Origin of the sequence: Streptomyces sp. cg35 (assembly GCF_050410835.1) — a bacterium.
GTDB lineage: Bacteria > Actinomycetota > Actinomycetes > Streptomycetales > Streptomycetaceae > Streptomyces.
Genome location: NZ_CP191268.1, coordinates 4,403,733 through 4,429,250 on the forward strand (window position 1 = coordinate 4,403,733; position 25,518 = coordinate 4,429,250).

The 25,518-nt window shown below is 72.1% G+C and carries 18 protein-coding genes; 10 read left to right on the forward strand and 8 right to left on the reverse strand.

Annotated features, from left to right (window positions below; genetic code table 11):
• Positions 1-47: 47 nt before the first annotated feature.
• The gene (locus tag ACQUQD_RS19960) at positions 48-2,150 is read right to left on the reverse strand and encodes a PhoX family protein (protein ID WP_428953480.1); all 2,103 of its coding nucleotides are present in this window, start codon (positions 2,148-2,150) and stop codon (positions 48-50) included.
• Positions 2,151-2,386: 236 nt separating this feature from the next.
• On the opposite strand from ACQUQD_RS19960, the gene ACQUQD_RS19965 reads away from it, so the two are divergent.
• Together ACQUQD_RS19965 and metG are read left to right on the forward strand one after the other, a co-directional pair.
• Positions 2,387-4,174 (forward strand): VWA domain-containing protein, encoded by a 1,788-nt coding sequence (locus ACQUQD_RS19965; RefSeq protein ID WP_428953481.1) that lies wholly within the window; start codon positions 2,387-2,389, stop codon positions 4,172-4,174.
• 141 nt (positions 4,175-4,315) lie between these two features.
• Positions 4,316-6,040 (forward strand): methionine--tRNA ligase, encoded by a 1,725-nt coding sequence (gene metG, locus ACQUQD_RS19970; protein ID WP_428953482.1) that lies wholly within the window; start codon positions 4,316-4,318, stop codon positions 6,038-6,040.
• A gap of 61 nt (positions 6,041-6,101) precedes the next feature.
• On the opposite strand, the gene ACQUQD_RS19975 is transcribed toward metG, so the two are convergent.
• A complete protein-coding gene (locus ACQUQD_RS19975) occupies positions 6,102-6,695 on the reverse strand; it encodes a Uma2 family endonuclease (protein WP_428953483.1) in 594 nt (197 codons plus the stop codon).
• Between the two features lie 161 nt (positions 6,696-6,856).
• Positions 6,857-8,623, reverse strand: a complete 1,767-nt coding sequence (gene aspS, locus ACQUQD_RS19980; protein WP_428953484.1) for an aspartate--tRNA ligase — start codon at positions 8,621-8,623, stop codon at positions 6,857-6,859.
• 136 nt (positions 8,624-8,759) lie between these two features.
• Between aspS and ACQUQD_RS19985 the strand changes: the two genes are divergently transcribed.
• Complete coding sequence (locus ACQUQD_RS19985) at positions 8,760-10,943, forward strand: ATP-binding SpoIIE family protein phosphatase (RefSeq protein ID WP_428953485.1); 2,184 nt, start codon at positions 8,760-8,762, stop codon at positions 10,941-10,943.
• Here ACQUQD_RS19985 and ACQUQD_RS19990 read toward each other — a convergent pair.
• The 3 genes from ACQUQD_RS19990 to ACQUQD_RS20000 form a co-directional block, all read right to left on the reverse strand.
• Positions 10,883-11,971: an AI-2E family transporter gene (locus ACQUQD_RS19990; protein WP_428953486.1), complete on the reverse strand. Its 1,089-nt coding sequence runs from the start codon at positions 11,969-11,971 to the stop codon at positions 10,883-10,885. The genes ACQUQD_RS19985 and ACQUQD_RS19990 overlap by 61 nt on opposite strands.
• 176 nt (positions 11,972-12,147) lie before the next feature.
• Positions 12,148-13,113 carry a pirin family protein gene (locus ACQUQD_RS19995; RefSeq protein WP_428953487.1) on the reverse strand — a complete coding sequence of 322 codons (966 nt, stop codon included), beginning with the start codon at positions 13,111-13,113 and terminating at the stop codon, positions 12,148-12,150.
• 128 nt (positions 13,114-13,241) lie between these two features.
• Complete coding sequence (locus ACQUQD_RS20000; RefSeq protein WP_428953488.1) at positions 13,242-13,709, reverse strand: SseB family protein; 468 nt, start codon at positions 13,707-13,709, stop codon at positions 13,242-13,244.
• A 157-nt stretch (positions 13,710-13,866) separates the two neighbouring features.
• On the opposite strand from ACQUQD_RS20000, the gene ACQUQD_RS20005 reads away from it, so the two are divergent.
• The 6 genes from ACQUQD_RS20005 (at position 13,867) to ACQUQD_RS20030 (ending at position 22,171) form a co-directional block, all read left to right on the forward strand.
• The gene (locus tag ACQUQD_RS20005; RefSeq protein WP_428953489.1) at positions 13,867-14,664 is read left to right on the forward strand and encodes an alpha/beta fold hydrolase; all 798 of its coding nucleotides are present in this window, start codon (positions 13,867-13,869) and stop codon (positions 14,662-14,664) included.
• A gap of 198 nt (positions 14,665-14,862) precedes the next feature.
• On the forward strand, positions 14,863-16,701 hold the full coding sequence (locus ACQUQD_RS20010; protein ID WP_428953490.1) for an acyl-CoA dehydrogenase: 1,839 nt from the start codon (positions 14,863-14,865) through the stop codon (positions 16,699-16,701).
• A 225-nt stretch (positions 16,702-16,926) separates the two neighbouring features.
• Positions 16,927-18,234 (forward strand): M18 family aminopeptidase, encoded by a 1,308-nt coding sequence (locus ACQUQD_RS20015; protein WP_428953491.1) that lies wholly within the window; start codon positions 16,927-16,929, stop codon positions 18,232-18,234.
• A 99-nt stretch (positions 18,235-18,333) separates the two neighbouring features.
• Positions 18,334-18,555, forward strand: coding sequence for a DUF6458 family protein (locus ACQUQD_RS20020; protein ID WP_428953492.1), 222 nt, complete (start codon positions 18,334-18,336; stop codon positions 18,553-18,555).
• Positions 18,556-18,665: 110 nt separating this feature from the next.
• Positions 18,666-21,380: a BTAD domain-containing putative transcriptional regulator gene (locus tag ACQUQD_RS20025; protein WP_428953493.1), complete on the forward strand. Its 2,715-nt coding sequence runs from the start codon at positions 18,666-18,668 to the stop codon at positions 21,378-21,380.
• 95 nt (positions 21,381-21,475) lie between these two features.
• On the forward strand, positions 21,476-22,171 hold the full coding sequence (locus tag ACQUQD_RS20030) for a DUF4232 domain-containing protein (RefSeq protein WP_428953494.1): 696 nt from the start codon (positions 21,476-21,478) through the stop codon (positions 22,169-22,171).
• A gap of 17 nt (positions 22,172-22,188) precedes the next feature.
• Here the strand turns inward: ACQUQD_RS20030 and ACQUQD_RS20035 are convergent, their stop codons facing one another.
• Both ACQUQD_RS20035 and ACQUQD_RS20040 read right to left on the reverse strand, forming a co-directional pair.
• On the reverse strand, positions 22,189-24,006 hold the full coding sequence (locus tag ACQUQD_RS20035) for an NHL domain-containing thioredoxin family protein (protein WP_428953495.1): 1,818 nt from the start codon (positions 24,004-24,006) through the stop codon (positions 22,189-22,191).
• Positions 24,007-24,009: 3 nt separating this feature from the next.
• Positions 24,010-24,399: a cupin domain-containing protein gene (locus tag ACQUQD_RS20040; RefSeq protein WP_428953496.1), complete on the reverse strand. Its 390-nt coding sequence runs from the start codon at positions 24,397-24,399 to the stop codon at positions 24,010-24,012.
• 51 nt (positions 24,400-24,450) lie between these two features.
• Here ACQUQD_RS20040 and ACQUQD_RS20045 point away from each other — a divergent pair, with 51 nt between their 5' ends.
• A complete protein-coding gene (locus ACQUQD_RS20045) occupies positions 24,451-25,464 on the forward strand; it encodes a helix-turn-helix domain-containing protein (protein WP_428953497.1) in 1,014 nt (337 codons plus the stop codon).
• Positions 25,465-25,518: the final 54 nt, after the last annotated feature.

The window sequence follows — 25,518 nt, forward strand, 5'->3', positions numbered from 1 at the left end:
GCGCCCTCGGGGGACGCCCCGACAGCCTTTTCCGTATCTGCCGGGAATCAGACGCCGATGTCGCGGCCGTCCTCACGCCACACGGACACCACCGCGGGCCGCACGATCCGGCCCGGCCCGTCCGGCCAGGCGCTCGCGGGCTTCTCCACGGAGGCGCCGTCGACCTCGCCCGGGTGCTGCACGGCGACGATCACACGCCGGTCCTGCACCAGCGGACCACAGGTCTCGGCCCCGGTCGGCATGGTCAGGAACTGCTTCAGCTCACCGCGCCGCTCACCACGGGTGGCGACCCCGAACAGGCCGTCGTGCGAACCGAGTTGGTTGCCGTCCGTCGAGATCCACAGGTTGCCGTGCGGGTCGAAGGCCACGTTGTCCGGGCAGGAGATGGGGCTGACCCGGTCCTTCGGGAAGCCCGCGAAGTACGTGGCCGGGTCCTCCGGGTCACCGGCCACGAGGAACAGCGACCAGCCGAAGGACGTCGCCTCGGCCCGGTCGCGGTGCTCGGTCAGCTCCAGGATCTGCCCGTGCTTGTTGAGGTTGCGCGGGTTGGCCTCGTCCGCGCCGGCCTTGCCCGCCTTGCCGCGGTCCGTGTTGTTGGTGAGCGCGACGTACACCTTGCCGGTGCGCGGCGACGGCTCGATGTCCTCGGGCCGGTCCATCTTGGTGGCGCCCACCTTGTCACCGGCGAACCGCGTGAAGAGGTACACCTCGTCGGCGCTCATGCCCTCGACGTGCGACACGGCGCGGCCGTGCGCGTAGGCGGTGGCCAGCGGGATCCACGTACCGCCGCCGTCGAACTCCCCGTCGGAGGGCAGCTTCCCGGAGCCGTCGATCTCGCCCGCCGGGGAGTTCCCGGTCAGCTTGGCGACGTACAGCGTGCCCTCGTCGAGAAGGGTGAGGTTGTGCTCGTGCGCGGCCCGCGAGCCGCCCTTGGCGACACGCTTGCTGCTCACGAACTTGTAGAAGTAGTCGAAGCGCTCGTCGTCCCCCATGTACACGACGGGCCGGCCGTCGGCGGTCAGCCGCGGCTGCGCGGCCTCGTGCTTGAAGCGGCCGAGGGCGGTGCGCTTACGGGGCGTCGAGTCCGGGTCGTACGGGTCGAGCTCGACGACCCAGCCGAACCGGTTGACCTCGTTCGGCTCCTGGGTCAGGTCGAAGCGCTCGTCGAACCGCTCCCACTTCCGCTCGGAGGCGCCGCCGCCGACGCCGTACCGCTTGAGGCGGGCGGCGACGGTCGGGTCGGTCACGTCCTGGGCGTTCGCGAAGTACTGGTTGAAGTTCTCCTCGCCGTGCAGCGTGGTGCCCCATGGGGTGGTGCCGCCCGAGCAGTTGTTGAGCGTGCCGAGGACGGTGGTGCCGCGCGGGTCCGCCTTCGTACGGACGAGCGCGCTGCCCGCGACCGGCCCGGACAGACGGAACGGGCTGGTCGCGGTGAGACGGCGGTTGAGGCGGTGCCGGGAGACGGCGTTCAGGGCACCGCTCCTGCGGCTCTCCTCGACCACGACGACGGACAGCCCGTGCGCGGCCCAGGCCACCTCGACCTGCTCACGGGTGGGGTTCGCGGGGTCGTACCCCCGGAACATCAACACCTCGTCCGTGTACTCGTGATTGGCGACGAGGACCTGGCGCCCGCGCTCCCCGCGCAGCGGCAGCAGGCTCAGGAAGTCGTTGTTGTACCCGAACTGCCCGGCCTGCGCCCGGCCGCTCTGCTTCTCCGGGTCGAAGGCGGGCGCCCCGCGCAGGATCGGCTCGCCCCAGCGGATGACGACGTTCTGGGCGTGCCCGCGCGGAACGGTGACCGTGTCGGCGGTGTTCGGCGCGACCGGCGCGAACCGCAGCCCGCGCGCCCCGCGTTCACCTCTCTCGTACGAGGCCGGGGCGGCGGCGCCACCGGTGGCGGCCCGGGCGCTCGGCGCGCCCGTCCCGACGACGGCCGAACCGGCGGCGGCCGCGACGGTCACCACGGCGGCGGTGCGCAGCATCGAACGGCGGCTGAGCGCGCCGGCGATCACGTCGCCGACGTACTCGTTGTCGCTGGTGTTGGGCACCTCCTGGAAACAGGCGTCACCGCACCGGAACCGGCATGTCAGTGCCGAACGCCCCCCGGCGTGACCCCCGTTGACCGTGACCAGCGGCAGCATTTTGCGCACGCTTTTCCTCCCCTTTGCGATTCGTGTCGGGCGCGACGCTAGGGGGGTGCGGGTGCGTGCGGGGGGACGGCGCGTGAACGGGGAGTGAACCTGTCCGGGGAGGGCGGCAGTTGCGCGCTCGGCCGATCGGACCGACCCTTCCCAAGATCACGGTCCGTGGCGGCTAACCTTACGTGTCCGCCCTGGCCAGGGGTTCCAGGGACTTTGGGGACCAACTCATGCGGAAGGTTGCGCACATGGGCATTCTGGATCTGCTGCGGAACGCGTTCGGGCGGTCCCGGAAGAGGGACACGGAGTCCGCCGCCGTGGCGGAACCGGAGGTCACGCTGCCGGCACCGTCGCCGGAGCCGGCCGCGTCCACGGAGAAGCCGAAGGTGCCCGGACCGTCGACGGGGGCGGCCGACGACCTGGTGTCCGCGGCCTTCGACAACGTCGCGGTACCGAAGCCGGCCCAGCCACTCGGCACGGAACGAGTGGCCCCCGCCCCGGAGAAGACTCCGGCCGAGGTCGAGGCTCCGGTGACGGAGGAGGTTCCGGCCGAGGTCGCGGCTCCGGCGGCGGAGGAGGTTCCGGCTGAGGTCGAGGCTCCGGTGACGGAGGAGGTTCCGGCCGAGGTCGCGGCTCCGGCGGCGGAGGTTCCGGCCAAGGTAGAGACTCCGGCCGAGGCGGAGACCCCGGCGGCGGAGGCTCCGGCCAAGGTAGAGACCCCGGCTGAGGTCGATGCCCCGGTGGCAAAGGAAGCTCCGGCCGAGGTAGAAACCCCGGTGACGGTCGATGCGCCGACCGACACCGCAGCTCCGGCTGAGGTCGAGGCCCCGGCTGAGGCGGAGACCCCGGCGGCGGGGATTCCGGCCGAGGTCGAGGCCCCGGCTGAGGTCGAGGCCCCGGCGAAGGCGGAGACCCCGGCGAAGGCCGAGGCTGAGGCTCCGGCCGAGGCGGAGGCGCAGGCGGACAGCCCGGCGAAGCCCAAGGCTCGGGCGAAGGCGGCCAAGGCCAAGAGCCCGGCGAAGGCGGAAGCCCCGGCTCCGGCGGAGCCCGTCGCGGACGAGGCAGCCCCCGCTGTGGGCAATCGTCCCGCTGGGCGGGACGGGTGGGCACAGCCCCCGGCGCCGGGCACCGAGGACGAGGGCGGCACCCCCGTCGCAGCCAGCACCACCACCCCGGACACCGAGGACAAGGCCGCCGACCCCGTCGCAGCCAGCACCACCACCCCGAGCACCGAGGACAGGGCCGCCGACGACAGCGCCGGCGAAACCACAACCCCGGGCACCGAGGACAAGGGCGCCGACAAGACCCCCGCCACGACCCCCCGCACCGAAGACAGCCCCACCGGCGAAGAACCGGCCAAACCCGCGGCGCGCCCCGCTCACACCGCCGCCAAGGTGAAGACCCGCGCCCCGGGCCTCACCGCCGCGTACAAGGCCGCCGGGACCGCCCTGAAGAAGCAGGGGCTCACCGGGGCCCGCGCCACGGTGTACCTCGTGGTCGACCGCTCCGGGTCCATGCGCCCGTACTTCAAGGACGGCTCGGTGAGCGCCCTGGCCGAGCAGACCCTCGCCCTCGCCGCCCACCTCGACGAGCGCGGGACCCCGACCGTCCACACGGTGTTCTTCTCGACCGACATCGACGCCACCGGCGACCTCGCCCTGGACGCGTACGAGAACAAGGTCGACGAGTGGCACGCGGCGGCCGGCCGGATGGGCCGCACCAGCTACCACCGCGCCATCGAGGAGGTCGTGGCGCAGCACGAGAAGAGCGACGACCCGGCCGCCCCGGCGCTGGTCGTCTTCCAGACGGACGGCCCGCCGGACGTCCAGCGCCCGGCGAACGAGGCGCTGGCCGCGGCCGCGCACCTGCCCCTGTTCTTCCAGTTCGTCGCGTTCGGCGAGCACGACGCCAAGGGCTTCGACTACCTGCGCAAGCTGAAGGCGGACAACGCCGCCTTCTTCCACGCGGGCCCGGCCCCGCGCGAGCTGACCGACGCCGAGCTGTACGACGGCGTACTGGCGGCCTGGCGCCCGTAACCGGCGTCCCGTCCCATCCCGGCCGTCCGCGCAGTAAACACCGCGCGGGCGGCCACCCCATGTCGGATACGATTTCTAGATTCCGCGGACGAAATTCGTCACTCCGCGCAACGCCTCGTCTCGACTTGGGAGCAGCCCCCGATGGCTCGACACCTCATCACCAGCGCCCTTCCGTACATCAACGGGATCAAGCACCTGGGCAACATGGTGGGGTCCATGCTCCCGGCCGACGTCTACGCCCGCTACCTGCGCCAGCGCGGCCACGACGTGCTGTACATCTGCGCCACGGACGAGCACGGCACCCCGGCCGAGCTGGCCGCGAAGGAGCAGGGCCTCCCGGTCGCCGAGTTCTGCGCGCAGGCGCACGACGCGCAGAAGGCGGTCTACGACGGCTTCCAGCTGGCCTTCGACCACTTCGGCCGCAGCTCGTCGGAGCAGAACGCGGAGCTGACCCAGCACTTCGCCCGGAAGCTGAACGAGAACGGGTTCATCGAGGAGCGGGCCATCCGCCAGGTGTACTCGCCCGCCGACGGCCGCTTCCTGCCGGACCGCTACGTCGAGGGCACCTGCCCGCACTGCGGCTACGACAAGGCCCGCGGCGACCAGTGCGAGAACTGCACCCGTGTCCTGGACCCGACCGACCTGATCGACCCGCGCTCCGCGATCTCCGGCTCCACGGAGCTGGAGATCCGCGAGACCAAGCACCTCTTCCTGCTCCAGTCGAAGCTCCAGGGCGAGGTCGAGACCTGGATCGACGAGGTCGCCGACGAGTGGCCGCAGCTGTCCTCGTCCATCGCCCGCAAGTGGCTGACCGAGGGCCTGAACGACCGGGCGATCACCCGCGACCTGGACTGGGGCGTCCCGGTCCCGGCCGACACCTGGCCGGAGCTGGCCGCCGAGGGCAAGGTCTTCTACGTCTGGTTCGACGCCCCGATCGAGTACATCGGGTCGACGAAGGAGTGGGCCGACCAGGACCCGGCGAACCGCGACTGGAAGTCGTGGTGGTACGAGCCCGAGGGCGCCGCCGACGTCCGGTACACGGAGTTCATGGCGAAGGACAACGTGCCGTTCCACTCCGTCATGTTCCCGGCGACGGAGATGGGCGTCCGTGAGCCGTGGAAGAAGGTCGACTATCTCAAGGCCTTCAACTGGCTGACGTACTACGGCGGCAAGTTCTCCACGTCGCAGAAGCGCGGTGTCTTCACCGACCAGGCGCTCGCGATCCTGCCGGCCGACTACTGGCGCTACTTCCTCATCGCCAACGCCCCGGAGTCGGACGACTCGTCGTTCACGTGGGAGCACTTCACGGCGACGGTGAACAAGGACCTGGCCGACACCCTCGGCAACTTCGTGAACCGCGTCCTGTCCTTCTCCCGCAAGCGCTTCGGCGACGACGTCCCGGCGGGCGGCGAGCCCGGCGAGGCGGAGGCGAACCTGGGCGCCGAGATCTCCCGCCTCCTCGCCGAGTACGAGGAGCAGATGGAGGCCCTCCAGTTCCGCAAGGCCGCGGCCGCGCTGCGCGCCCTGTGGTCCGCGGGCAACTCCTACCTGGAGGAGAAGGCCCCCTGGCTGGAGATCAAGACGGACAAGGACGGCGCCGCGCTGACCCTGCGGACGGCGATGAACCTGATCCACCTCTACTCGGTGGTCTCCGAGCCGTTCATCCCGGCGTCCGCCGCCGCCATGCGCGCCGCGTTCACCCTCACGGACGACACCGCGACGTGGGTGACGGCCGACGAGGCGAAGTCCCTGACGAAGGTCCCCGCGGGCACCGCGTTCACCGTCCCCCCGGTCCTCTTCGCCAAGATCACCGACGAAGACCTGGAGTCCTACAAGGAGCGCTTCGGCGGCGAGCCGGCCTCCTGACGCCCTGACGTGGAAGGCCCCGGAACCGATCGCGGTTCCGGGGCCTTCCACGTGCCGTCGCTCAGCTCGCCCAGTCCTTCAGCGGCGCCGTATCGAGCTCGATGCCGACCGGATCGGGCAGGGTGACCGACTTACCGAACGGCACCGTCACCACCTGCTCGTAGCGGACTCCGTCGGGCTGGGAGTGCACCTTCACCTCGCCGGTTTCCCGGTCGATCAGCAGGTAGACCGGGATGCCGGTCTCGGCATAGGCACGAGGCTTCTCGACACGGTCGCGCTGATTGGTGGTGTCACGGTCGTTGGACGTGACCTCGACGACCATGACGACCCCGTCCGCGCTGGCCCACTCGCCCTGGCCCGCGAAGGTGCCGCTCGGAGCGAGAGTGCCGTCGGGCCGGGCATTGCCCTTCCGATACGTCTCCACTCGCAGCCCCCGTTCCGGGTAGAGCCAGCGCCCCGGGTCGGCCTGCATGCACAGCCGTGTCAGCCACTCGATGATCGTGTCGTGATCGCCGTCCGGCACGGCCTTGGCCCCCAGCTTTCCGTCGATGAACTCCAGGCGCAGTGACTCATTCGTCCGTATGGCATCGCGCGCCAGCTGCTCGAACTCGTCCTGGTCAAGGACCACGGCGGACCGCTCCTCTACGAGACTCATGACGGCCTCCCCACCTACGTCATCGCGGATCAGGTGCTGTCTTCACATTAAGTGCCCCCTCCGACAATGACAGGTCGATCACGGAAAGTGACCCCGCACAGCCGCCGGTACGGCGAAGGGCCCGGAACCACGAGCGGTTCCGGGCCCTTCCAGGTGCAGGGTTACTTCTTCTCCACCGGCTTGCGCAGCTGGATGTTGAGCTCGCGCAGGCGCGACTCGTCCAGCTCGGTGGGCGCGCCCATCATCAGGTCCTGCGCGTTGCCGTTCAGCGGGAAGCCGATGGTCTCCCGGATGTTCGGCTCGTCGGCGAGGAGCATGACGATACGGTCGACGCCCGGGGCGATCCCGCCGTGCGGCGGGGCGCCGAAGCGGAACGCGCGGAGCATGCCCGCGAACTCGTGCTCGACGGTGTCGCGGTCGTAGCCGGCGATCTCGAAGGCCTTGAGCATGATGTCGGGCTCGTGGTTCCGGATCGCGCCGGAGGACAGCTCGATGCCGTTGCAGACGATGTCGTACTGCCAGGCCAGGATGTCCAGCGGGTCCTTCTCCTCCAGGTCCTGCATACCGCCCTGCGGCATGGAGAACGGGTTGTGGGAGAAGTCGATCTTGCCGGTCTCCTCGTCCTTCTCGTACATCGGGAAGTCGACGATCCAGCAGAAGCGGAAGACGCCCTCTTCGAAGTGCCCGGCGCGCTTGGCGGCCTCGACACGGACGGCGCCCATGATCTTGGAGACCTCGTCGAACTCGCCGGCGCCGAAGAACACGGCGTGCCCGGCCTTCAGGCCGAGGCGCTCGGTGAGGACCTTGACGTTCTCCTCGGTGAGGAACTTGGCGATCGGGCCCGCGAACGTGCCGTCCTCGCCGACGCGGATCCAGGCCAGGCCCTTCGCGCCCTGCTCGACCGCGTAGTCGCCCAGGCCGTCGAAGAACTTGCGGGACTGCGACGCGGTGTCCGGCACCGGCAGCGCACGCACGTGCTTGCCGGCGAACGCCTTGAACTCCGAGCCCTCGAACACGTCGGTGATGTCGACGAGCTCCAGCTGGGCGCGCAGGTCCGGCTTGTCGTTGCCGTACTTGAGCATCGACTCGCGGAACGGGATGCGCGGGAACGGGCTGGTGACCTCGCGGCCGCCGCCGAACTCCGTGAACAGCTCCGTCATGAGCTTCTCGATCGGCTGGAAGACGTCTTCCTGCTCGACGAAGCTCATCTCGACGTCGAGCTGGTAGAACTCGCCCGGCGAGCGGTCCGCGCGCGCGTCCTCGTCGCGGAAGCACGGCGCGATCTGGAAGTAGCGGTCGAAGCCGGAGATCATCAGCAGCTGCTTGAACTGCTGCGGGGCCTGCGGCAGCGCGTAGAACTTGCCCGGGTTCAGGCGGGACGGGACGACGAAGTCACGGGCGCCCTCGGGGGAGGTCGCGGTGAGGATCGGCGTCGCCATCTCGTTGAAGCCGAGGGCGACCATCTTCGAGCGGATCGAGGCGATCACGGCGCTGCGCAGCATGATGTTCTTGTGCATGCGCTCGCGGCGCAGGTCCAGGAAGCGGTACTCCAGGCGGCGCTCCTCGCCGACCCCGTCGTCCTGGTTGATCTGGAACGGCAGCTGCTGGGCGGCGCCGAGCACCTCGACCTCGGCGGCCTCGATCTCGATCTCGCCGGTGGGCAGCTCCGGGTTGACGTTGTCCGCGCCGCGGGAGACGACCTTGCCGTCGACGCGGACGACCGTCTCCTTCGTCAGCTTGTCGAGGACCTCGGCGGCCTTGGTACCGGGACGGGCGACGAGCTGCGTGATGCCGTAGTGGTCGCGCAGATCGATGAAGAGGATGCCGCCCAGGTCTCGGCGATTGTGCAGCCAGCCGCTCAGCCGGACGTCGGTGTCGACGTCAGAGGCGCGGAGCTCGCCGCAGGTGTGGGACCTGTACCGATGCATCGTCGTTCATCCAGCCTTTGCGTTCGGGGTTCCCGGGGAGACAACCCGGATCTCCCCAAGGGTACCGGCCGCCTCAAGATCGCTTTCCGAACAGTCGAGGTGGCCGTCCACGATCACCTCTTCTTAGAGTGGGGCCATGCGCACTGGTGAGCCCCTCCCTCCGGTGGAGGACGTCCTCGCCGCTCTCGCGACCGGACTGTGGCGGTGGGACAACCGGGCGGGCCTCGTCACCTTCGACACCGAGGCCGCCCGGCTCCTCGGGCTGTCCGTGCCGCCCGGGGAGCAGCTGACGCTGACGGAGTCCGGGGTCAGGGCCCGTTTCCACCCGGTCGACTGGAACGAGATAGACGGCATCGTGCAGCTCGCCGTCGCGGAGGGCACCCTCGCCGAGGCCCGGCTGCGGATCATGGACGAGCAGGGCCGGGTCATCCGTACGGTGCGCAGCCGCTCCAAGCCGGTGGTCCACGGTGACTCCCCGGACTCGTTCGAGCTGATCGGCACGCTCCAGGAGGTCAGCGAGCCGTCGCCGGGCGCCGCCTCCCGCTCGCCGGTCACCGGCGACTGGCGGCGCTCGCGCGAGGCGTTCCTGCTGGACGCGGGCCGGGCGCTGGCGGAGGCCGGTTCGACGGAGGAGGTGCTGCGGGTCGCGGCGGGCCTGTCGATGCCGGGGTTCTCGCCGGAGGGCCTCGCGGTGTTCGGCGTCGCGGGCGACCGGCTCAACGTCATCGGCCACCACGGCCAGCAGGCGGGCGCCGAGGGTCCCTTCACGGACATGGACCTGGCCACGGACTATCCGGCGGCCGAGGTCGTACGCAACGGGCGCGCGGTCTATCTGTCGTCACCGGACGAGTACCGCACCCGCTATCCGGCGGCCTGGCCGCTGGCGGCCCGGTTCAAGCGCCAGTCGTGGGCGTTCCTGCCGCTCATCGTCGCGGGCCGCACGATCGGCGCGTGGATGGCGGGCTTCGCCTACCCGGTGTCCTTCACGCCCGACGAGCGCTCGGTCCTGACGACGGTGGCGCGGATGCTGGCGCAGGCGCTGTCGCGGGCCGTGGTCACCGAGTCCGAGCGGGAGCTGACGGACGGCCTGCAGCAGTCGATGCTGCCGAATCTCGGCCCCGAGATCCCCGGCATGAGCATCGCGGCCCGCTATGTGCCGACCGGCGGCGGCCTCCAGGTCGGCGGCGACTGGTACGACATGATCCCGCTGCCCAACGGCCACATCGCCCTGGTCATCGGCGACGTCCAGGGCCACGACGTGCGCGCGGCGGGCCTGATGGGGCAGCTCCGTATCGCCCTGCGCGCCTACGCGTCGGAGGGGCACCGTCCCGACGCCGTCCTGTCCCGCGCCTCGCGCTTCCTGCACGGCATCGGCGACACCGTCCACGGGGGGACCGGCGCGACCGGCGGGGCCGAAGGAAGCACGGACGATCCGCGCTTCGCGACCTGCCTGTACGTGGAGGCCGACCCGGCGACCGGGGTGCTGGAGATCGCCCGCGCCGGGCATCCCGACCCGGCGATACGCATGGCCGACGGCACGGTCATGACCCGGCCCACGGCCGGCGGGCTGCCGCTCGGTGTCGACCCGGACGCCGACTACCCCACGACCCGGCTCGTCCTGGAGCCCGGCGAGACACTGCTGCTGTGCACGGACGGTCTGATCGAGACGGGCGGGCACGATCTCGACACCGGCTGGTCGCGGGTGCGCACGACGCTGGAGTCGGACGCCGCGAAGGAGCTGGAGGAGCTGGCCGACGCCCTCGTCCAGACGGTGCACGGCCCCTCCTCGCACTACACCACCGGCCCGCTGGCCGACCGCCGCGAGGACGACATAGCGCTGCTGCTGCTGCGGCGCACGACGCTGTCGACCGGACCCACCACCGCCCGCCGCACGGCGATGACGATCGCCCAGGCCGAGCCGGAGCGGATCGCGGCCGCCCGTCAGCAGCTGCGGGAGCTGCTGCACGACTGGGCGGACGAGGACCAGGTCGACTCGGCGGTGCTGCTCATCTCGGAGATGGTCACGAACGTCCTGGTGCACACCGACGGCGACGCCCTGATGGTCGCCGAGGTCGCCAGCGGCGGCGAGGGACCGCGCCGGATGCGGGTCGAGGTGGCGGACGCCTCGGACGATCTGCCGCACAGGCGCCGGCCCGGTGAACTCGCCTCGTCCGGGCGGGGTCTGGTGCTGATGGAGCTGCTCGCCGAGCGGTGGGGCGTCGATCCTCAGGGCGAGGGCAAGAGCATCTGGTTCGAGTTCTACGAGCCGTCGGCCGAGCCCGACGCCGTTTCACGTGAAACGGCGGACCCGGCCCCGTAGCGGCCGCGCAGTTCGTTGATGATGCCGAACGCGGCGGCCGTCAGCGGCACCGCGAGCAGCATGCCGAGGATCCCGGCGACGGAGGCTCCCGCCGTGATGGCGAGCAGCACCACCGCCGGGTGCATCTGCACGGTGCGCGACTGGATCATCGGCTGGAGCACGTGCCCTTCGAGCACCTGCACCGCGAGGACCACGCCCAGTGCCCAGACGGCGATGATGAACCCCCGGTCGGCGAGGGCGACGAGCACGGCGACCGCGCCGGAGATGAAGGCCCCGAGGTAGGGGATGTAGGCGCCGACGAAGACGAGCGCGGCGAGTCCCACCGCGCCGGGCACCCGCAGGATGAGCAGTCCGACGCCGATGCAGGTCGCGTCGATGAGGGCGATCAGGGTGGTGCCGCGCATGAAGCCGGAGATCGCGGCGAAGGCCCGGCGCGCGATGGCCTCCAGGGTCTCGCCCGCGGGGCCGGGAGCCGCCTGCCGCAGGGCCTGGCGGAAGCGTCCGGCGTCCCGCAGGAAGAAGAAGCACAGCAGCAGCGCGAGGACCGCCATGGCGACGATCTCACCGGCCACGCTGAGCCCGCTGATCACGCCGGACGCCGCGTCGCCGCCGTACTTCTTGAGCAGTTCCTGGGCGTTGTCGGCGAGGTGGTCGAGGTCGAGCGCGCCGGTGCCGAACCGTTCGGAGAGGTCCTTGGCGGCCTGTTTCAGGGAGGCCAGGATCTGGTCGCCGGTATCGATCAGGGCCGCGACGACGATGTACCCGGCGCCGCCGACGACGATCAGGATCAGCGCGCAGGTCAGGCCCGACGCGAGCGACTGCTGCACCTTGGCGCGGCGCAGGGCGAGGTAGACGGGGCGCAGCAGCGCGGTGCCGAGCAGGGCGAGCAGCACCGGGACCACGGCGGTCTTGAGCTCGGTGCACAGCCAGATGCCGACCGCGGCGACACCGGTGACGAGCAGCGCCACCGCGCACCAGGCACCGATGCGGCGGGCGGGTTCGGGAAGGAGCTGCTGACGGGTCTGCACCCGCCCAGCCGATCATGGCCGGGCCGCCCCCACCCGCCGGACCGGTCCGGCCGGGTGACGAGGCGTCATGCAAAGGAGGGGCGGCCGGACGGACGAGGGACCGCATACAGGTGACGGCCCGCCGGGTGCAGAGTCGGCGGGCCGTCACGTTCGGGGAGCGCTGTGCTCACGTGGGCTTACGTGTGCGGCAGACGCTCGGCGGAGGGGATGACGCCCAGGCGGCCGGCCTGGAAGTCGTCGAAGGCCTGCTGGAGTTCGGCCTTGGTGTTCATCACGAACGGGCCGTAGTGCGCCATGGGCTCACGGATCGGCTGACCGCCCAGGATGACCACTTCGAGGTCCGGGGTGTTCGAGTCCTGCGACTCGTCGGCCCGCACCGTCAGGGACGAGCCCGCGCCGAAGACCGCGGTCTGGCCCATGTGGACCGGACGCCGGTCGGCGCCCACGGTGCCGCGGCCGGCGAGCACGTACACGAGACCGTTGTAGTCCTCGCGCCAGGGCAGGGTCGCCTCGGCGCCGGGGCGGACGGTGGCGTGCACCATCGTGATCGGCGTGTGCGTGATGCCGGGGCCCTCGTGGCCGTCGAACTCACCGGCGATGACGCGGAGCAGCGCGCCGCCGTCCTCGGTGGTGAGCAGCTTGACCTGGCCGCCGCGGATGTCCTGGTAGCGCGGGTCCTGCATCTTGTCCTTCGCCGGCAGGTTCACCCACAGCTGCAGGCCGTGGAAGAGGCCGCCGGACATGACGAGCGACTCCGGCGGCGCCTCGATGTGCAGCAGGCCGGAACCCGCCGTCATCCACTGGGTGTCGCCGTTGGTGATGGTGCCGCCACCGCCGTGCGAGTCCTGGTGGATGAAGGTGCCGTCGATGATGTACGTCACGGTCTCGAAGCCGCGGTGTGGGTGCCAGGGCGTGCCCTTGGGCTCTCCGGGGGCGTACTCCACCTCGCCCATCTGGTCCATCATGATGAACGGGTCGAGGTACTTGTAGTTGATCCCGGCGAACGCGCGGCGTACCGGGAAGCCCTCCCCTTCGAATCCGCTGGGCGCGGTCGTCACGGCCAGCACCGGGCGGGCCACGGCGTCCGCCGGCGCGGCCACACGGGGCAGGGTCAGCGGGTTCTCGACGGTCACAGCGGGCATTTTGGGGACCTCCTTGGCGTCCTCGTGCCTCGACTTTAGTTGAACGTAGAACTTTCTGCCACCTGGAACGACGAACGCCCGGAGGGAATTCCCTCCGGGCGTCCTTCGCGCCGTCGTCGATCGGGGTGTCAGCCGTACATGCGGCGCATCGCGAAGTCGACCATCTGCTCGACCGCCTTCGCGTCGAAGACCATCCGGTGCTCGCCCTCCATGTCGAGGACGAAGCCGTACCCGGTGGGCAGCAGGTCGATCACCTCGGCGCCGGTGATCACGAAGTACTTGGACTCCTTGCCCGCGTACCGGCGCAGCTCCTTGAGCGTGGTGAACATGGGGATCACCGGCTGCTGGGTGTTGTGCAGGGCGAGGAAGCCCGGGTTGTCGCCGCGCGGGCAGTAGACCTTCGACGACGCGAAGATCTGCTGGAAGTCCTCGGCGGACATCGAGCCGGTGGTGAACGCGCGGACCGCGTCGGGGAGCGAGGGCGGCGACGGCTCCGGGTACAGCGGCGGCGCCTGCTGCCCGTACCCGCCCTGCTGCGGCGGCGCGTACTGCTGCCCGGCAGCGGCCCCTCCGGCGTGCTGCTCGTATCCGTACATGGGCGCAAGAGTACCGAGGGCCGGGGCGGCGGCGGGCCCGGATTATTTCTGTAATGGACAGTAGAGAAATGAGGGCGGGGGCTGCTACGGTCTTTCTGTAGTCATCGATACATAAATGGGGCGCGAGGGTTTCGCGCGCTCCAGGGGGAGGACGGCCATGTCAGGCGAGGCGATCGACGCAGCGGCCCCGTACGCGCGCACGGTGCGGGGGTCGGGCCCCGGCCTGCTCGTGGCGCACGGCGCGGGCGGCTCGGTGGAGGCGAACTACGGCCCGGTCCTGGAGATGCTGAGCGCCGCGCACACGGTGGTCGGCGTCGACTACCCGGGCACGGGCGCGACGCCGCGCTCCGCGTCCCCGCTCCGGCTGGACGACCTGGCCGACCAGCTGGTGGCCGCGGCCGACGCCGAGGGCCTCGACCGCTTCGCCGTGTCCGGGTACTCGCTGGGCGGAGCGGTGGCGGTGCGCGTCGCGGCCCGGCATCCCGAGCGGGTGACCGCCCTGCTGCTCACCGCCGCCTTCGCCCGGCCCGACCACGACCTGCGGCTCGGCGCCGAGCTGTGGCACGCCCTCGCCGTGTCCGGCGCCCCGGAACCGCTGGCCCGCTTCGTGGTGCCGCGCGCCCTGAGCGAGGAGGCACTGCGCTCCCTGGATGACGGACAGCTGGCGGCCCTCCTGAAGGAGGTGGGCACGTCGGTCCCGCCCGGCACCGCGGACCACGTGGACCTGGTCACCCGGGTGGACGTACGCGCCGACCTGGCCCGGATCACGGCCCCGACCCTGGTGATCACGACGACGGGCGACCGCCTGGTGCCCCCGGCCCTGCACCGGGAGCTGGCCTCGTCGATCCCCGGCTCCCGGCTGGCGGAGATCGCCACGGGGCACCTCCCGTTCGCCGAACGGCCGCAGGAATGGGGGAAGTTGCTGACGGGGTTCTTGCGCGACGCGGGGGCGTGAGAGGAGCCTCGGGCAGAGCGGCGGGGGCGGTGCGGGGGTGCCTTCGTCACACTTGGCCCACTGGGGGTTGATTCTTATTACCGACGGGTAGCATCCTGTTAGCTACTAGTTGGTACGCGTACGAGGACGATCCCGGAGCCCGACACGAAAGGGCCCCCGCAGCGGGTCTACCTCCCAAGCCTTTACGGAGCCGTCGCCATGGGGCACTACAAGTCGAATCTCCGCGACATCGAGTTCAACCTCTTCGAGGTGCTCGACCGCGACAAGCTGTACGGCACGGGCCCGTTCGGGGACATGGATGTCGACACCGCCAAGAGCATCCTCGAAGAGGTCGCCCGCCTCTCCGAGAACGATCTGGCCGAGTCCTTCGCCGACGCCGACCGCAACCCGCCGGTCTTCGACCCGGAGACCAACACGGCGCCGGTCCCGGAGTCCTTCAAGAAGTCCTACAAGGCCTTCATGGACGCCGAGTACTGGCGCCTGGGCCTGCCCGAGGAGATCGGCGGCACCACCGCGCCGCGCTCCCTGATCTGGGCCCACGCCGAGCTGATCCTGGGCGCCAACCCGGCGGTCTGGATGTACTCCTCGGGCCCGGCCTTCGCCGGCATCCTCTTCGAGGAGGGCAACGAGCAGCAGAAGAAGGCCGCCGAGATCGCCGTCGAGAAGCAGTGGGGCTCGACGATGGTGCTGACCGAGCCGGACGCCGGTTCGGACGTGGGCGCCGGCCGCACCAAGGCCGTCCAGCAGGACGACGGCTCGTGGCACATCGAGGGCGTGAAGCGGTTCATCACGTCCGGTGAGCACGACATGTCGGAGAACATCCTCCACTACGTGCTGGCCCGCCCCGAGGGCCACGGCCCCGGCACCAAGGGCCTCTCGCTCTTCCTCGTGCCGAAGTTCGAGTTCGACTGGGAGACCGGCGAGCTGGGCGAGCGCAACGGCGTGTACGCGACCAACGTCGAGCACAAGATGGGCCTCAAGGCGTCCAACACCTGCGAGATGACGTTCGGCGACCAGCACCCCGCCAAGGGCTGGCTGATCGGCGACAAGCACGACGGCATCCGCCAGATGTTCCGCATCATCGAGTTCGCCCGCATGATGGTCGGCACGAAGGCGATCTCCACGCTGTCCACCGGGTACCTGAACGCGCTGGAGTACGCCAAGGAGCGCGTCCAGGGTCCCGACCTGGCCAAGTTCATGGACAAGACGGCGCCCAAGGTCACCATCACGCACCACCCGGACGTACGCCGCTCGCTGCTCACGCAGAAGGCGTACGCGGAGGGCATGCGCACCCTGGTGCTCTACACCGCCTCCGTGCAGGACGCGATCCAGGTCAAGGAGGCCGCGGGCGAGGACGCCTCGGCCGAGCACGCGCTGAACGACCTGCTGCTCCCGATCGTGAAGGGCTACGGCTCGGAGAAGGGCTACGAGCAGCTGGCGCAGTCGCTGCAGACCTTCGGCGGCTCCGGCTTCCTGCAGGAGTACCCGATCGAGCAGTACATCCGCGACTCCAAGATCGACACGCTCTACGAGGGCACCACGGCGATCCAGGGCCAGGACTTCTTCTTCCGGAAGATCGTCCGCAACCAGGGCGCCGCGCTGAACGGTCTGGCCGAGGAGATCAAGAAGTTCCTCGCGGTCGAGACCGGCGGCGAGGAGCTGGGCGCGGCCCGCGACGCCCTCGCCAAGGCGGCCGTCGAGCTGGAGGCCATCGTCGGCGTCATGCTGACGGACCTGGCCGCCACGGAGCAGGACGTCAAGGCCATCTACAAGGTGGGCCTGAACACCACGCGCCTGCTCATGGCGTCCGGTGACGTGGTCGTCGGCTACCTGCTCCTCAAGGGCGCTGCCGTCGCCGCGGAGAAGCTCGCCGCGGGTGCGGCCGGCAAGGACGTGGCGTTCTACCAGGGCAAGATCGCGGCGGCGAAGTTCTTCGCGGCGAATGTCCTGCCGGGTGTCATCGGTGCGCGCAAGCTCGCCCAGGCCACGAGCGAGTCGGGGCTGGACGTGATGGAGCTGGACGAGGCGGCGTTCTAGGCTCCGCCGAGCCGGATCGTGCCCGAGGCCCGTCGTCCCCGCTCGGGGGCGACGGGCCTCTTGGCGCGTGCGCGTCCGCCGGGTGACTGCTTCGTCGGCGGCCGCGCCCCGGCGGGGCTTCTCGCCCCCACCGGCCGGCACCCGCCGACGAGACGGGAGACGGCGGACGATCAGGCGCCGGGCCGCCGCAGGCAGGCCCCTTGGAAGCCGCACTACTCTGGCCGCATGCGCACTCCCTCCGGCCCCTTCGATCGTGGGCACACCGACGACCTGATGACCTTCCTGGCGGCGAGCCCGACGCCGTACCACGCCGTGGCGACCGTGGCGGCGCGGCTCGAGGAGGCGGGGTTCAAGCAGGTCGCGGAGACCGACGCCTGGGACGGCACCAGCGGGGGGAAGTTCGTGACGCGCGGCGGCGCCGTCATCGCCTGGTACGTGCCGCGCGGAGCGCACCCGCACACCCCGTTCCGCATCGTCGGCGCGCACACCGACTCCCCGAACCTGCGCGTGAAGCCGCAGCCCGACATGGGCAGCAACGGCTGGCGCCAGGTCGCCGTGGAGATCTACGGCGGCCCGCTGCTCAACTCCTGGCTCGACCGGGACCTGGGCCTGGCCGGACGGATCTCGCTGCGCGACGGCAGCGACCGGCTCATCGACATCGACCGGCCCCTGCTGCGCGTGCCGCAGCTCGCCATCCACCTGGACCGCTCCGTCACCGCGGACGGCCTGAAGCTGGACAAGCAGCGGCACATGCAGCCGATCTGGGGCCTGGGCGGCGATGTGCACGAGGGCGACCTGCTGGCCTTCGTCGAGGACGAGTACGGCCTCGAGCGCCGCTCGATCACCGGCTGGGACCTGATGACGTACTCCGTCGAGCCGCCGGCCTACCTGGGCCGTGACAAGGAGCTCGTGGCCGGCCCGCGGATGGACAACCTGCTGTCCGTGCACGCCTGCACGGCCGCGCTCGCCGAGGTCAGCAGACGCGACGAGGAGGGAGGCCTCCCGTACATCCCGGTGCTCGCCGCCTTCGACCACGAGGAGAACGGGTCGCAGTCCGACACCGGCGCGGACGGGCCGCTGCTCGGGAGCGTCCTGGAGCGTTCGGTGTTCGCGCGCGGCGGCTCGTACGAGGACCGGGCCCGGGCCTTCGCCGGGACCGTGTGCCTGTCCTCGGACACCGGGCACGCCGTGCACCCGAACTACTCCGAGCGCCACGACCCCACGCACCACCCGCGGGCCAACGGCGGCCCGATCCTCAAGGTCAACGTCAACAACCGCTACGCGACGGACGGCGCGGGCCGGGCCGTGTTCGCGGCGGCGTGCGAGAAGGCGGGCGTGCCGTTCCAGTCGTTCGTGTCGAACAACGCGATGCCCTGCGGGACGACCATCGGCCCGATCACCGCGGCCCGGCACGGCATCAAGACCGTCGACATCGGCGCGGCGATCCTGTCCATGCACAGCGCCCGTGAACTGTGCGGCGCGGACGACCCGTTCCTGCTGGCGAACGCGCTCACCGCGTTCCTGGAGGGCTGAATCCCGGGCCCTGCCCCTGTGTGACGTCGAGAGCCCCGGGTACCCGGGGCTCTCGTACTCGTACTCGCGCGTCACACAACTGATGGGGAGGCAGACCTCATGAGCTTGGGAGGTTGCATCATCCTGGTCGCCGTCGGGGCGATCCTCACCTTCGCGACCGACTGGCACATGAAGGGGGTCAACCTCGACGTCGTCGGCTGGATCCTGATGATCGTCGGGCTGATCGGTGTCTTCGCGTTCCGCAGCATCGGGCGGCGCAGGCGCATGGTCGTGCCGCCGAACCAGACGACCGTGGTCGACGAGCGGGACCGTCGCCTGTAGGTCCGCCGGTCGGGCCAGGAGCCACGGCCCCTGGCCCGTACTTGCCGGTAGCTCCCTCCACGTACCCTGAGCGCATCGCGTTCTCGGGGCATATGGGGGGGAGCACTGTCGTGGAGTTCCGGCTGCTCGGCGCGGTCGCCGTGGCCACGGAGAGCGGGGAGCTCCCCCTCGGTCCCGCCAAGCGGCGCAGCCTCCTCGCGGCGCTGCTGCTGCGGCCCAACACGGCGGTGCCCCTGGACCAGCTGATCGACGCGCTGTGGCCGGAAGGCCCGCCGGCCCGGGCCAGGACCGTGGCGCAGGGCCATGTGTCGCGGCTGCGGGCGCTGCTCGCGCAGGGCGGCGCCGACGAGTGGGGCGTCCGGCTCGTGACCCGCGGCGACGCGTACGTCCTGGAGATGCCCGAGTCGCTGCTCGACGCGCACCGCTTCGAGGAACTCGTCCGGCTCGCCCGCGACCAGCGCACCCCCGACGACGCGGCGGCCCTGCTGCGGGAGGCGCTCGCGCTGTGGCACGGGCCCGCGCTCGTCGGCGTCGCCACGGGCGGTCCGCTGCGGGTCGCGGCGGACGGCCTGGAGGAGGCGCGGATCTCGGCGGTCGAACAACTGGCCCGCACCTACGGGGAGTTCGGCGACCACGCGCGGGCCGCGTCGCTGCTGCACGCGGAGGCCGTCGCCCATCCCATGCGGGAGTCGCTGGCCGCGGCCCTGATGCGGGCCCTGTACCGCGCGGGCCGCCAGTCCGACGCCATCGACCAGTACCACCGCACCCGCACGCTCCTCGCCGACGAGCTGGGCGTCGACCCCGGGGCCGCACTGCGCGCCGCGTACGCGGAGATCCTCGCCGGGGACGGCGCCCCGCCGCCCGCGCCCGCGCCGGACCCCACGCCCCCGCAGGCGGCCGGCCCCGACCTGCTGCCGCGGCCGCCGCGCGGGTTCGTCGGACGCGACATGGAGCTGGCCGCGATCGACGAAGCCGCCCACCGCGAGCACGCCGTCGTCGTCATCACCGGGCCCGCCGGCGTCGGCAAGACCGCGGCGGCCCTGCACTGGGCGCACACCGCGCGCGAGCACTACGACGGAGTCCTCTTCGCCGATCTGCGCGGCTTCGGCGACGACCCCGCCGACACCGGCCCCGAGACCGCCGACGTGCTCCGCGAGTTCCTGATCGCGCTCGGCGTCCCGGGCCGCGAACTGCCCGACACACAAGGCGCGTTGGCCGCCGCGTACCGGACCCGGACGGAACACCGCCGCCCCCTCGTCGTCCTCGACAACGCCCGCACCGCCGCCCAGGTCCGCCCGCTGCTCCCGGCCGGCCCCGGCAGCGTCGCCCTGGTCACCTCACGGCTGCGCCTGGACGGTCTCGCGGTCAGCGAACTCGCCCGGACCGTCGAGGTCGGCGTCCTCGACGGCCCCGCGTCGGCCGCGCTGCTCGCCGCCACCGGCGCCGAGGACCGGCTCGCCGCCGAACCGGCCGCCGCGGCCCGGCTCGCCGAGCTCTGCGCGGGCCTCCCGCTGGCGCTGCGCGTCGTGGCCGCCCGCATCAACGCCCGGCCGGACCGGCCACTGAGCGACCTCGCCGGCGAACTGGCCGACGAACAGCGCCGGCTGGCGCTCCTCGACATCGACGACACCGGAGTCGCCGCCGCGCTCCGGCTCACCCTGCGCGCCCTGCCCGCCGACGCCCGACAGCTCTTCGGCCGGCTCGGCACCCTCCCCGGCCCCGACCTCGACCGGTACGCGGCCGCCGCCCTCACCGCGACACCGCCCGCCGACGCCGCCACGGCCCTGGACCGCCTCGCGGCCGCCCACCTCGTCACCGAGCGGACACCCGGCCGGTACGGGATGCACGACCTGGTCCGCCTGTACGCGCGCGGCCCCGCCCGCGGTGACACCGGCCCCGAACCGGCCGGACCCGCCGAACCCGCCGACGAGCCCCTCGTCCGCCTCCTCGACCATTACGTCCGCACCGCGCTGCGCGCCGCCGCCGTCGCCGAACCCGACGACCGGCCCTGCTGCGCACCGCCGCCGGACGCCCGCGCCGACCTGGGCGGACCACCACTGCCCGACCGGGCGAGCGCGCTCGGCTGGTTCGCGGCGCAGCGCGAGAACCTCGCGGCCGCCGCCGGCGCCGCCCTCGCCGCGGGCCTCGACGACCGGGCCTGGCGGCTCGTCGTGCTGCAGTGGCCGTCCATCGTCGGATACGTACGCGACGACTGGCTGCCGCTGCTCGCCCAGGGCCTGGCCGCGGCCGTACGGCTCGGCGACCCGGACGCGGAGGCGCGGGTGCGCGCCCTGTACGGCTGGGTCCTCACCGAGGAGGGGCGGCTCGCGCAGGCCCTGGACCATCTGGAGCGCGCCCCGGCGCTCGCCGCCCGCGCGGGCGACCCGTCCAGCGAGGCCACCGCCCTGGTCAACCTCGCCGCCGCCCTCGACCGGGCCGGGGCGCCGGGCCCCGAGGCCCTCGCCCATCTGACCCGCGCCGCCGAACTGGCCCGCGCCGCCGGCGACGTACTGACCGAACTGCTCGCCCTGGAACACCGGGCCCGTCGGCTGCTCGCCCTCGACGACCACCCGGCCGTGCTCGTCTGCACGGAACGGGGGCTGTCGCTGCCCGGCGCCGCCACGGAAGGTCTCGCCCCGCTGCGCCAGATCCTGCTGCGGGTCTCGCGCGGCGCCGCACTGCTCGCCCTCGGCCGCGCCGAGGAGGCCCGCGGCTGTCTGCGCCGGGCCCACGAGGACGCGCTGCGGCGGGGTTTCGAGGAGGGCGCGCGGCAGGCGAAAGCGCAGCTGGAGCGGGCCGACAGCCAAACGGCGACGGCGCGCTAACGCGAGGGCGACCGGACGGCGACCGCGGCGGGCACCGTAGGACTCACAGCGGCCCGCCGGACCTGGCGGGCGCACCGAACCGGGGGAGCACCACCATGACCCGCACCATCACCCGCACGACCGTCCTCGCCACCGCCGCCGTGGTCCTCGGCCTGACGATGACCGCCTGCTCCGGCGGCGACGCCACGGGGACCAAGGACGAGGGCGCCGCGGCGACCACGAACACGAGCGCCGGCGCGGACACCGGCTCGGCCGCCGAGAAGTCCACGGGTACGCAGCAGGCGGGCGGCGCGTCCAAGGCGGACGCCGCCAAGAGCAGTTCCACCGGCAAGGGCGCCGCGGGCGGGACCGCCGCGAAGGCGGCGCCGGAGTGCGCGGTGACCTCGCTCGCCTACACGCTCAAGCGCAAGAACCCGGAGCAGCAGGGCGACCACCTGCTGATCACCGCGGTCAACACGTCCGGCGGCGCCTGCACCGTGCAGAAGTTCCCGGTCGTCACCCCGGGCGACGCCAACGGTGACGTCCCCGTGGCCAAGGACGACGTACGGCCCGCGCAGCCCCTGCTCGTCCCGGCCGGCGGCACGGTCTACTCCGCGCTCCCCGTCTACCAGGAGACCAAGGCCGAGGACGACTACTTCACGTCGGTCCGGCTGTCCCTGGTGCGGAACGACGCCGACGCCTCCGGCGCCTTCGTCACGCTGAAGACGCCCGGCGAGGTCGAGTACGCGGGCAAGCGCGCCGACGGCATCGAGGTGCTCTCCTGGAACACCCGGATGCCGTACGCGAACTGACGGGCCCTCGGGCCCGGTCAGCCGTCCAGGCCGGCCAGCACCAGCGGCAGCCGGTCCGCCCCGCCCTCGGCGACCCGGACCGGGACACCCCAGTCCTGCTGGTGCACATGGCAGGCCGGGTACTCGTTGGCCGGGTCGTCGTCGCACGAGGCCGCCATCGCGGAGACGTGCAGGACGCCCTCGGTGACATCCGGGTTCAGGACCAGCTCACGGGCCAGGTCGGTGCCCGCGCCGTCACCGGCCGCGAGCAGCTCGGGCGGCGTCGCGGAGACCAGCAGCCGGGTCGAGGGGCCGTAGCGGGTGTCGAGCTTCTGCCCGGCCGGCGCCTGGAAGATGACGTCCAACTGCAGCTTGCCGCCCGCCACTTCGGTGGCGGCGCGCTGCGTGCGGTGGGCGACGGACTCGACGCGCACGGCCTCCTCGGGCAGCCGCAGCCGCGTCAGCCGGTGCCGGGCGGACTCGACGACGACGATGTCACCGGAGCCGCCTGCCAGCACGGCGTCGCTCGGCTCCCGCAGATCGGTGGCGAGGGTGGTCACCTGGCCGGTCGCCGGGTCGAAGCGGCGCAGCGCGTGGTTGTACGTGTCCGAGACCGCGACCGAGCCGTCCGGCAGGGCCGTGACACCCAACGGGTGCTGGAACAGCGCCTGTCCGGCGTCGCCGTCCCGGTGCCCGAAGTCGAACAGGCCGGTGCCGACGGCCGTGTGAACGTGCCCGTCCAGGTCGACGTACCGCAGCGCGCTGGTCTCCGAGTCGGCGACCCACAGCCGGTCCTCGGTGGCGGCGAGCCCGGAGGGCTGCGCGAACCAGGCTTCGGCGCCGGGCCCGTCGACCAGGCCCTCGTTGGTCGTCCCGGCCGCGACCTCGACGGTCCCCGCCTCGGGGTCGTACGTCCACAGCTGGTGCACACCGGCCATCGCGATCCACACCTTGCCGCCGAAGACGGCCACGTCCCACGGCGACGACAGGTCGATCTCCCGGGCCGGTCCGCTGGTCGGCGTGCCCTGCCACCACTGCCGGCCGGTGCCCGCGAGCGTGGTGACCGCGCCGCTCGCCAGGTCCACGGCGCGCAGCGCGTGGTTCACGGTGTCGGCGACGACGACGGTGCGCTCGTCGAGCAGCGCGAGGCCCTGCGGCTCGTTGAAGGAGTCCGGGCCGAAGCCGCGCTCCCCGTCACCGATCCGCCGCACGACGCTCTCCCCGTCGGCCGCCAGCTCCACGAGCTGATGCCGGGTGGTGTCGCTGACCAGGAAGTTCCCGGACGGCAGCAGCAGCGCCTTGCCGGGGAACCGCAGATCGGTGGCGACCGGCTCGGGCGCGACGTAGGGACCCTCGCCGCGATGCAGCGTGCCCTTCGCCTCGTGCTCGGCCTCCAGCTCCTCGACCAGCTTCGCGATCGCGTGCGCGTGGCCCTCACCGGCGTGCTGCGCGACGACGTACCCCTCGGGGTCGATCACGACGAGCGTCGGCCAGGCCCGCACCGCGTACTGCTTCCACGTCGCGAGCTCGGGGTCGTCGAGCACCGGGTGCTCCACCCCGTACCGCTCGACGGCATCGACGACCGCCGCGTGCTCGGCCTCGTGCACGAACTTCGGCGAGTGCACCCCGATGATCACGACGGTGTCCCGGTGCTGCTCCTCCAGCTCGCGCAGCTCGTCGAGGACGTGCAGGCAATTGATGCAGCAAAAGGTCCAGAAGTCGAGGATGACGATGCGTCCTCGCAGGTCGGCGAGGGTGTACTCCTTGCCGCCTGTGTTCAGCCAGCCGCCCTTCCCGACCAGTTCGGGGGCGCGGACACGGGCACGGCGGGCTGGGGCGGGCGCGGAGTCGTTCATGATTCAAGGGTGCCACGCGTGCCCGGTCGTCGAGTCCACGTGGTCCGGTACGGGGTCGTGGGCGTCGCCCGTCGTGGGCGTGCCGGCCGGTTCCAGGAGGAGGATCGCGGTGCCGGGGGCCGCGAACGGCTTGTGCCAGGTGCCGCGGGGGACCGTGAGGACGGAGCCTGGGGGCAGGACCACGTCGCGTTCGCCGTCCTTCTCGCGCAGGGCGATCGTCAGCTCGCCGGTGACGACGAGGAAGAACTCGTCGGTGTCCTCGTGGACGTGCCACACGTGCTCGCCCTCCGCCTTGGCGAGGCGGACGTCGTAGTCGTTGACGGTGGTGACGATGCGGGGGCTCCACACGGCGTCGAAGGTGGCCAGGGCCTCGGTGAGCGCGACGGGTTCCATGCCGTCATCCTCGGGGCGCCCGCCGCGCCGTACGAGTGCTAGGAATCGCGTATGCCGCAAGGATCCTCGCAAGCGCAGCAGCCGGTGCACCGCGTCGTCGTCCTCGTCGACGAGGGCGTGAACCCCTTCGAGGTGGGGGTCGCCACCGAGGTGTTCGGGCTGCCGCGGCCCGAGCTGGGCCGGGCCGCGCCGCTGTACGAGCTGACGCTGTGCGCCCCGGTGCCAGAGATCCGGATGAACCACGGCTTCTTCACGCTGGGCACGGCCGCGGGGCTCGACGCGGCCGACAGCGCCGACACCCTGATCGTGCCGGGGCGCCCGGACAACGTCGTGCCGCGGGCCGAACCCGTGCTCGCCGCGATCCGGCGGAGCCATGCGCGCGGGGCGCGGATCGCCGGCTTCTGCACCGGGGCGTTCGCGCTCGCCGAGGCCGGGCTGCTGGACGGGCGGCGCGCCACCACGCACTGGCGCTGGGCGGAGGAGTTCCGGGCGCTGCACCCGCAGGTGCTGCTGGAACCGGACGTGCTGTTCGTGGACGAGGGCGATGTGCTGACCGCGGCGGGCAGCGCCGCCGCCCTCGATCTGAGCCTGCATCTGGTCCGCCGGGACCACGGCGCCGAGGTCGCGGGCTCCGTCGCGCGGCGTCTGGTCTTCGCGGCCCATCGCGACGGCGGGCAGAGGCAGTTCGTGGAGCGGCCCGTGCCGGACGTGCCGGACGCCTCGCTGGCGCCGCTCCTGGCCTGGGCGCAGGAGCGCCTCGACGAGCCGATCGCGGTGTCCGATCTGGCCGCCCGCGCCGCCGTCAGCCCGGCCACGCTGCACCGCCGCTTCCGTGCCGAGCTGGGCACGACGCCGCTGGCGTGGCTGCTGGGCGAGCGGATCGCGCTGGCCTGCCGGCTCATCGAGCGCGGTGAGGCCCGGCTCGACGTGGTGGCGGAGCTCAGCGGTCTGGGCAGCGGGGCGAATCTGCGGGCGCACCTGAAGCGGGCGACGGGGCTGAGCCCTTCGGCGTACCGCGCGAGGTTCGGGGCCCGCGCGGCCGAGCCGCCGGTGATTACGCCGTAAAGCGTGCCGTGCCGCGCCGGTCTCCCCGTACGGGCCACCGCACCGCCCGGTCGC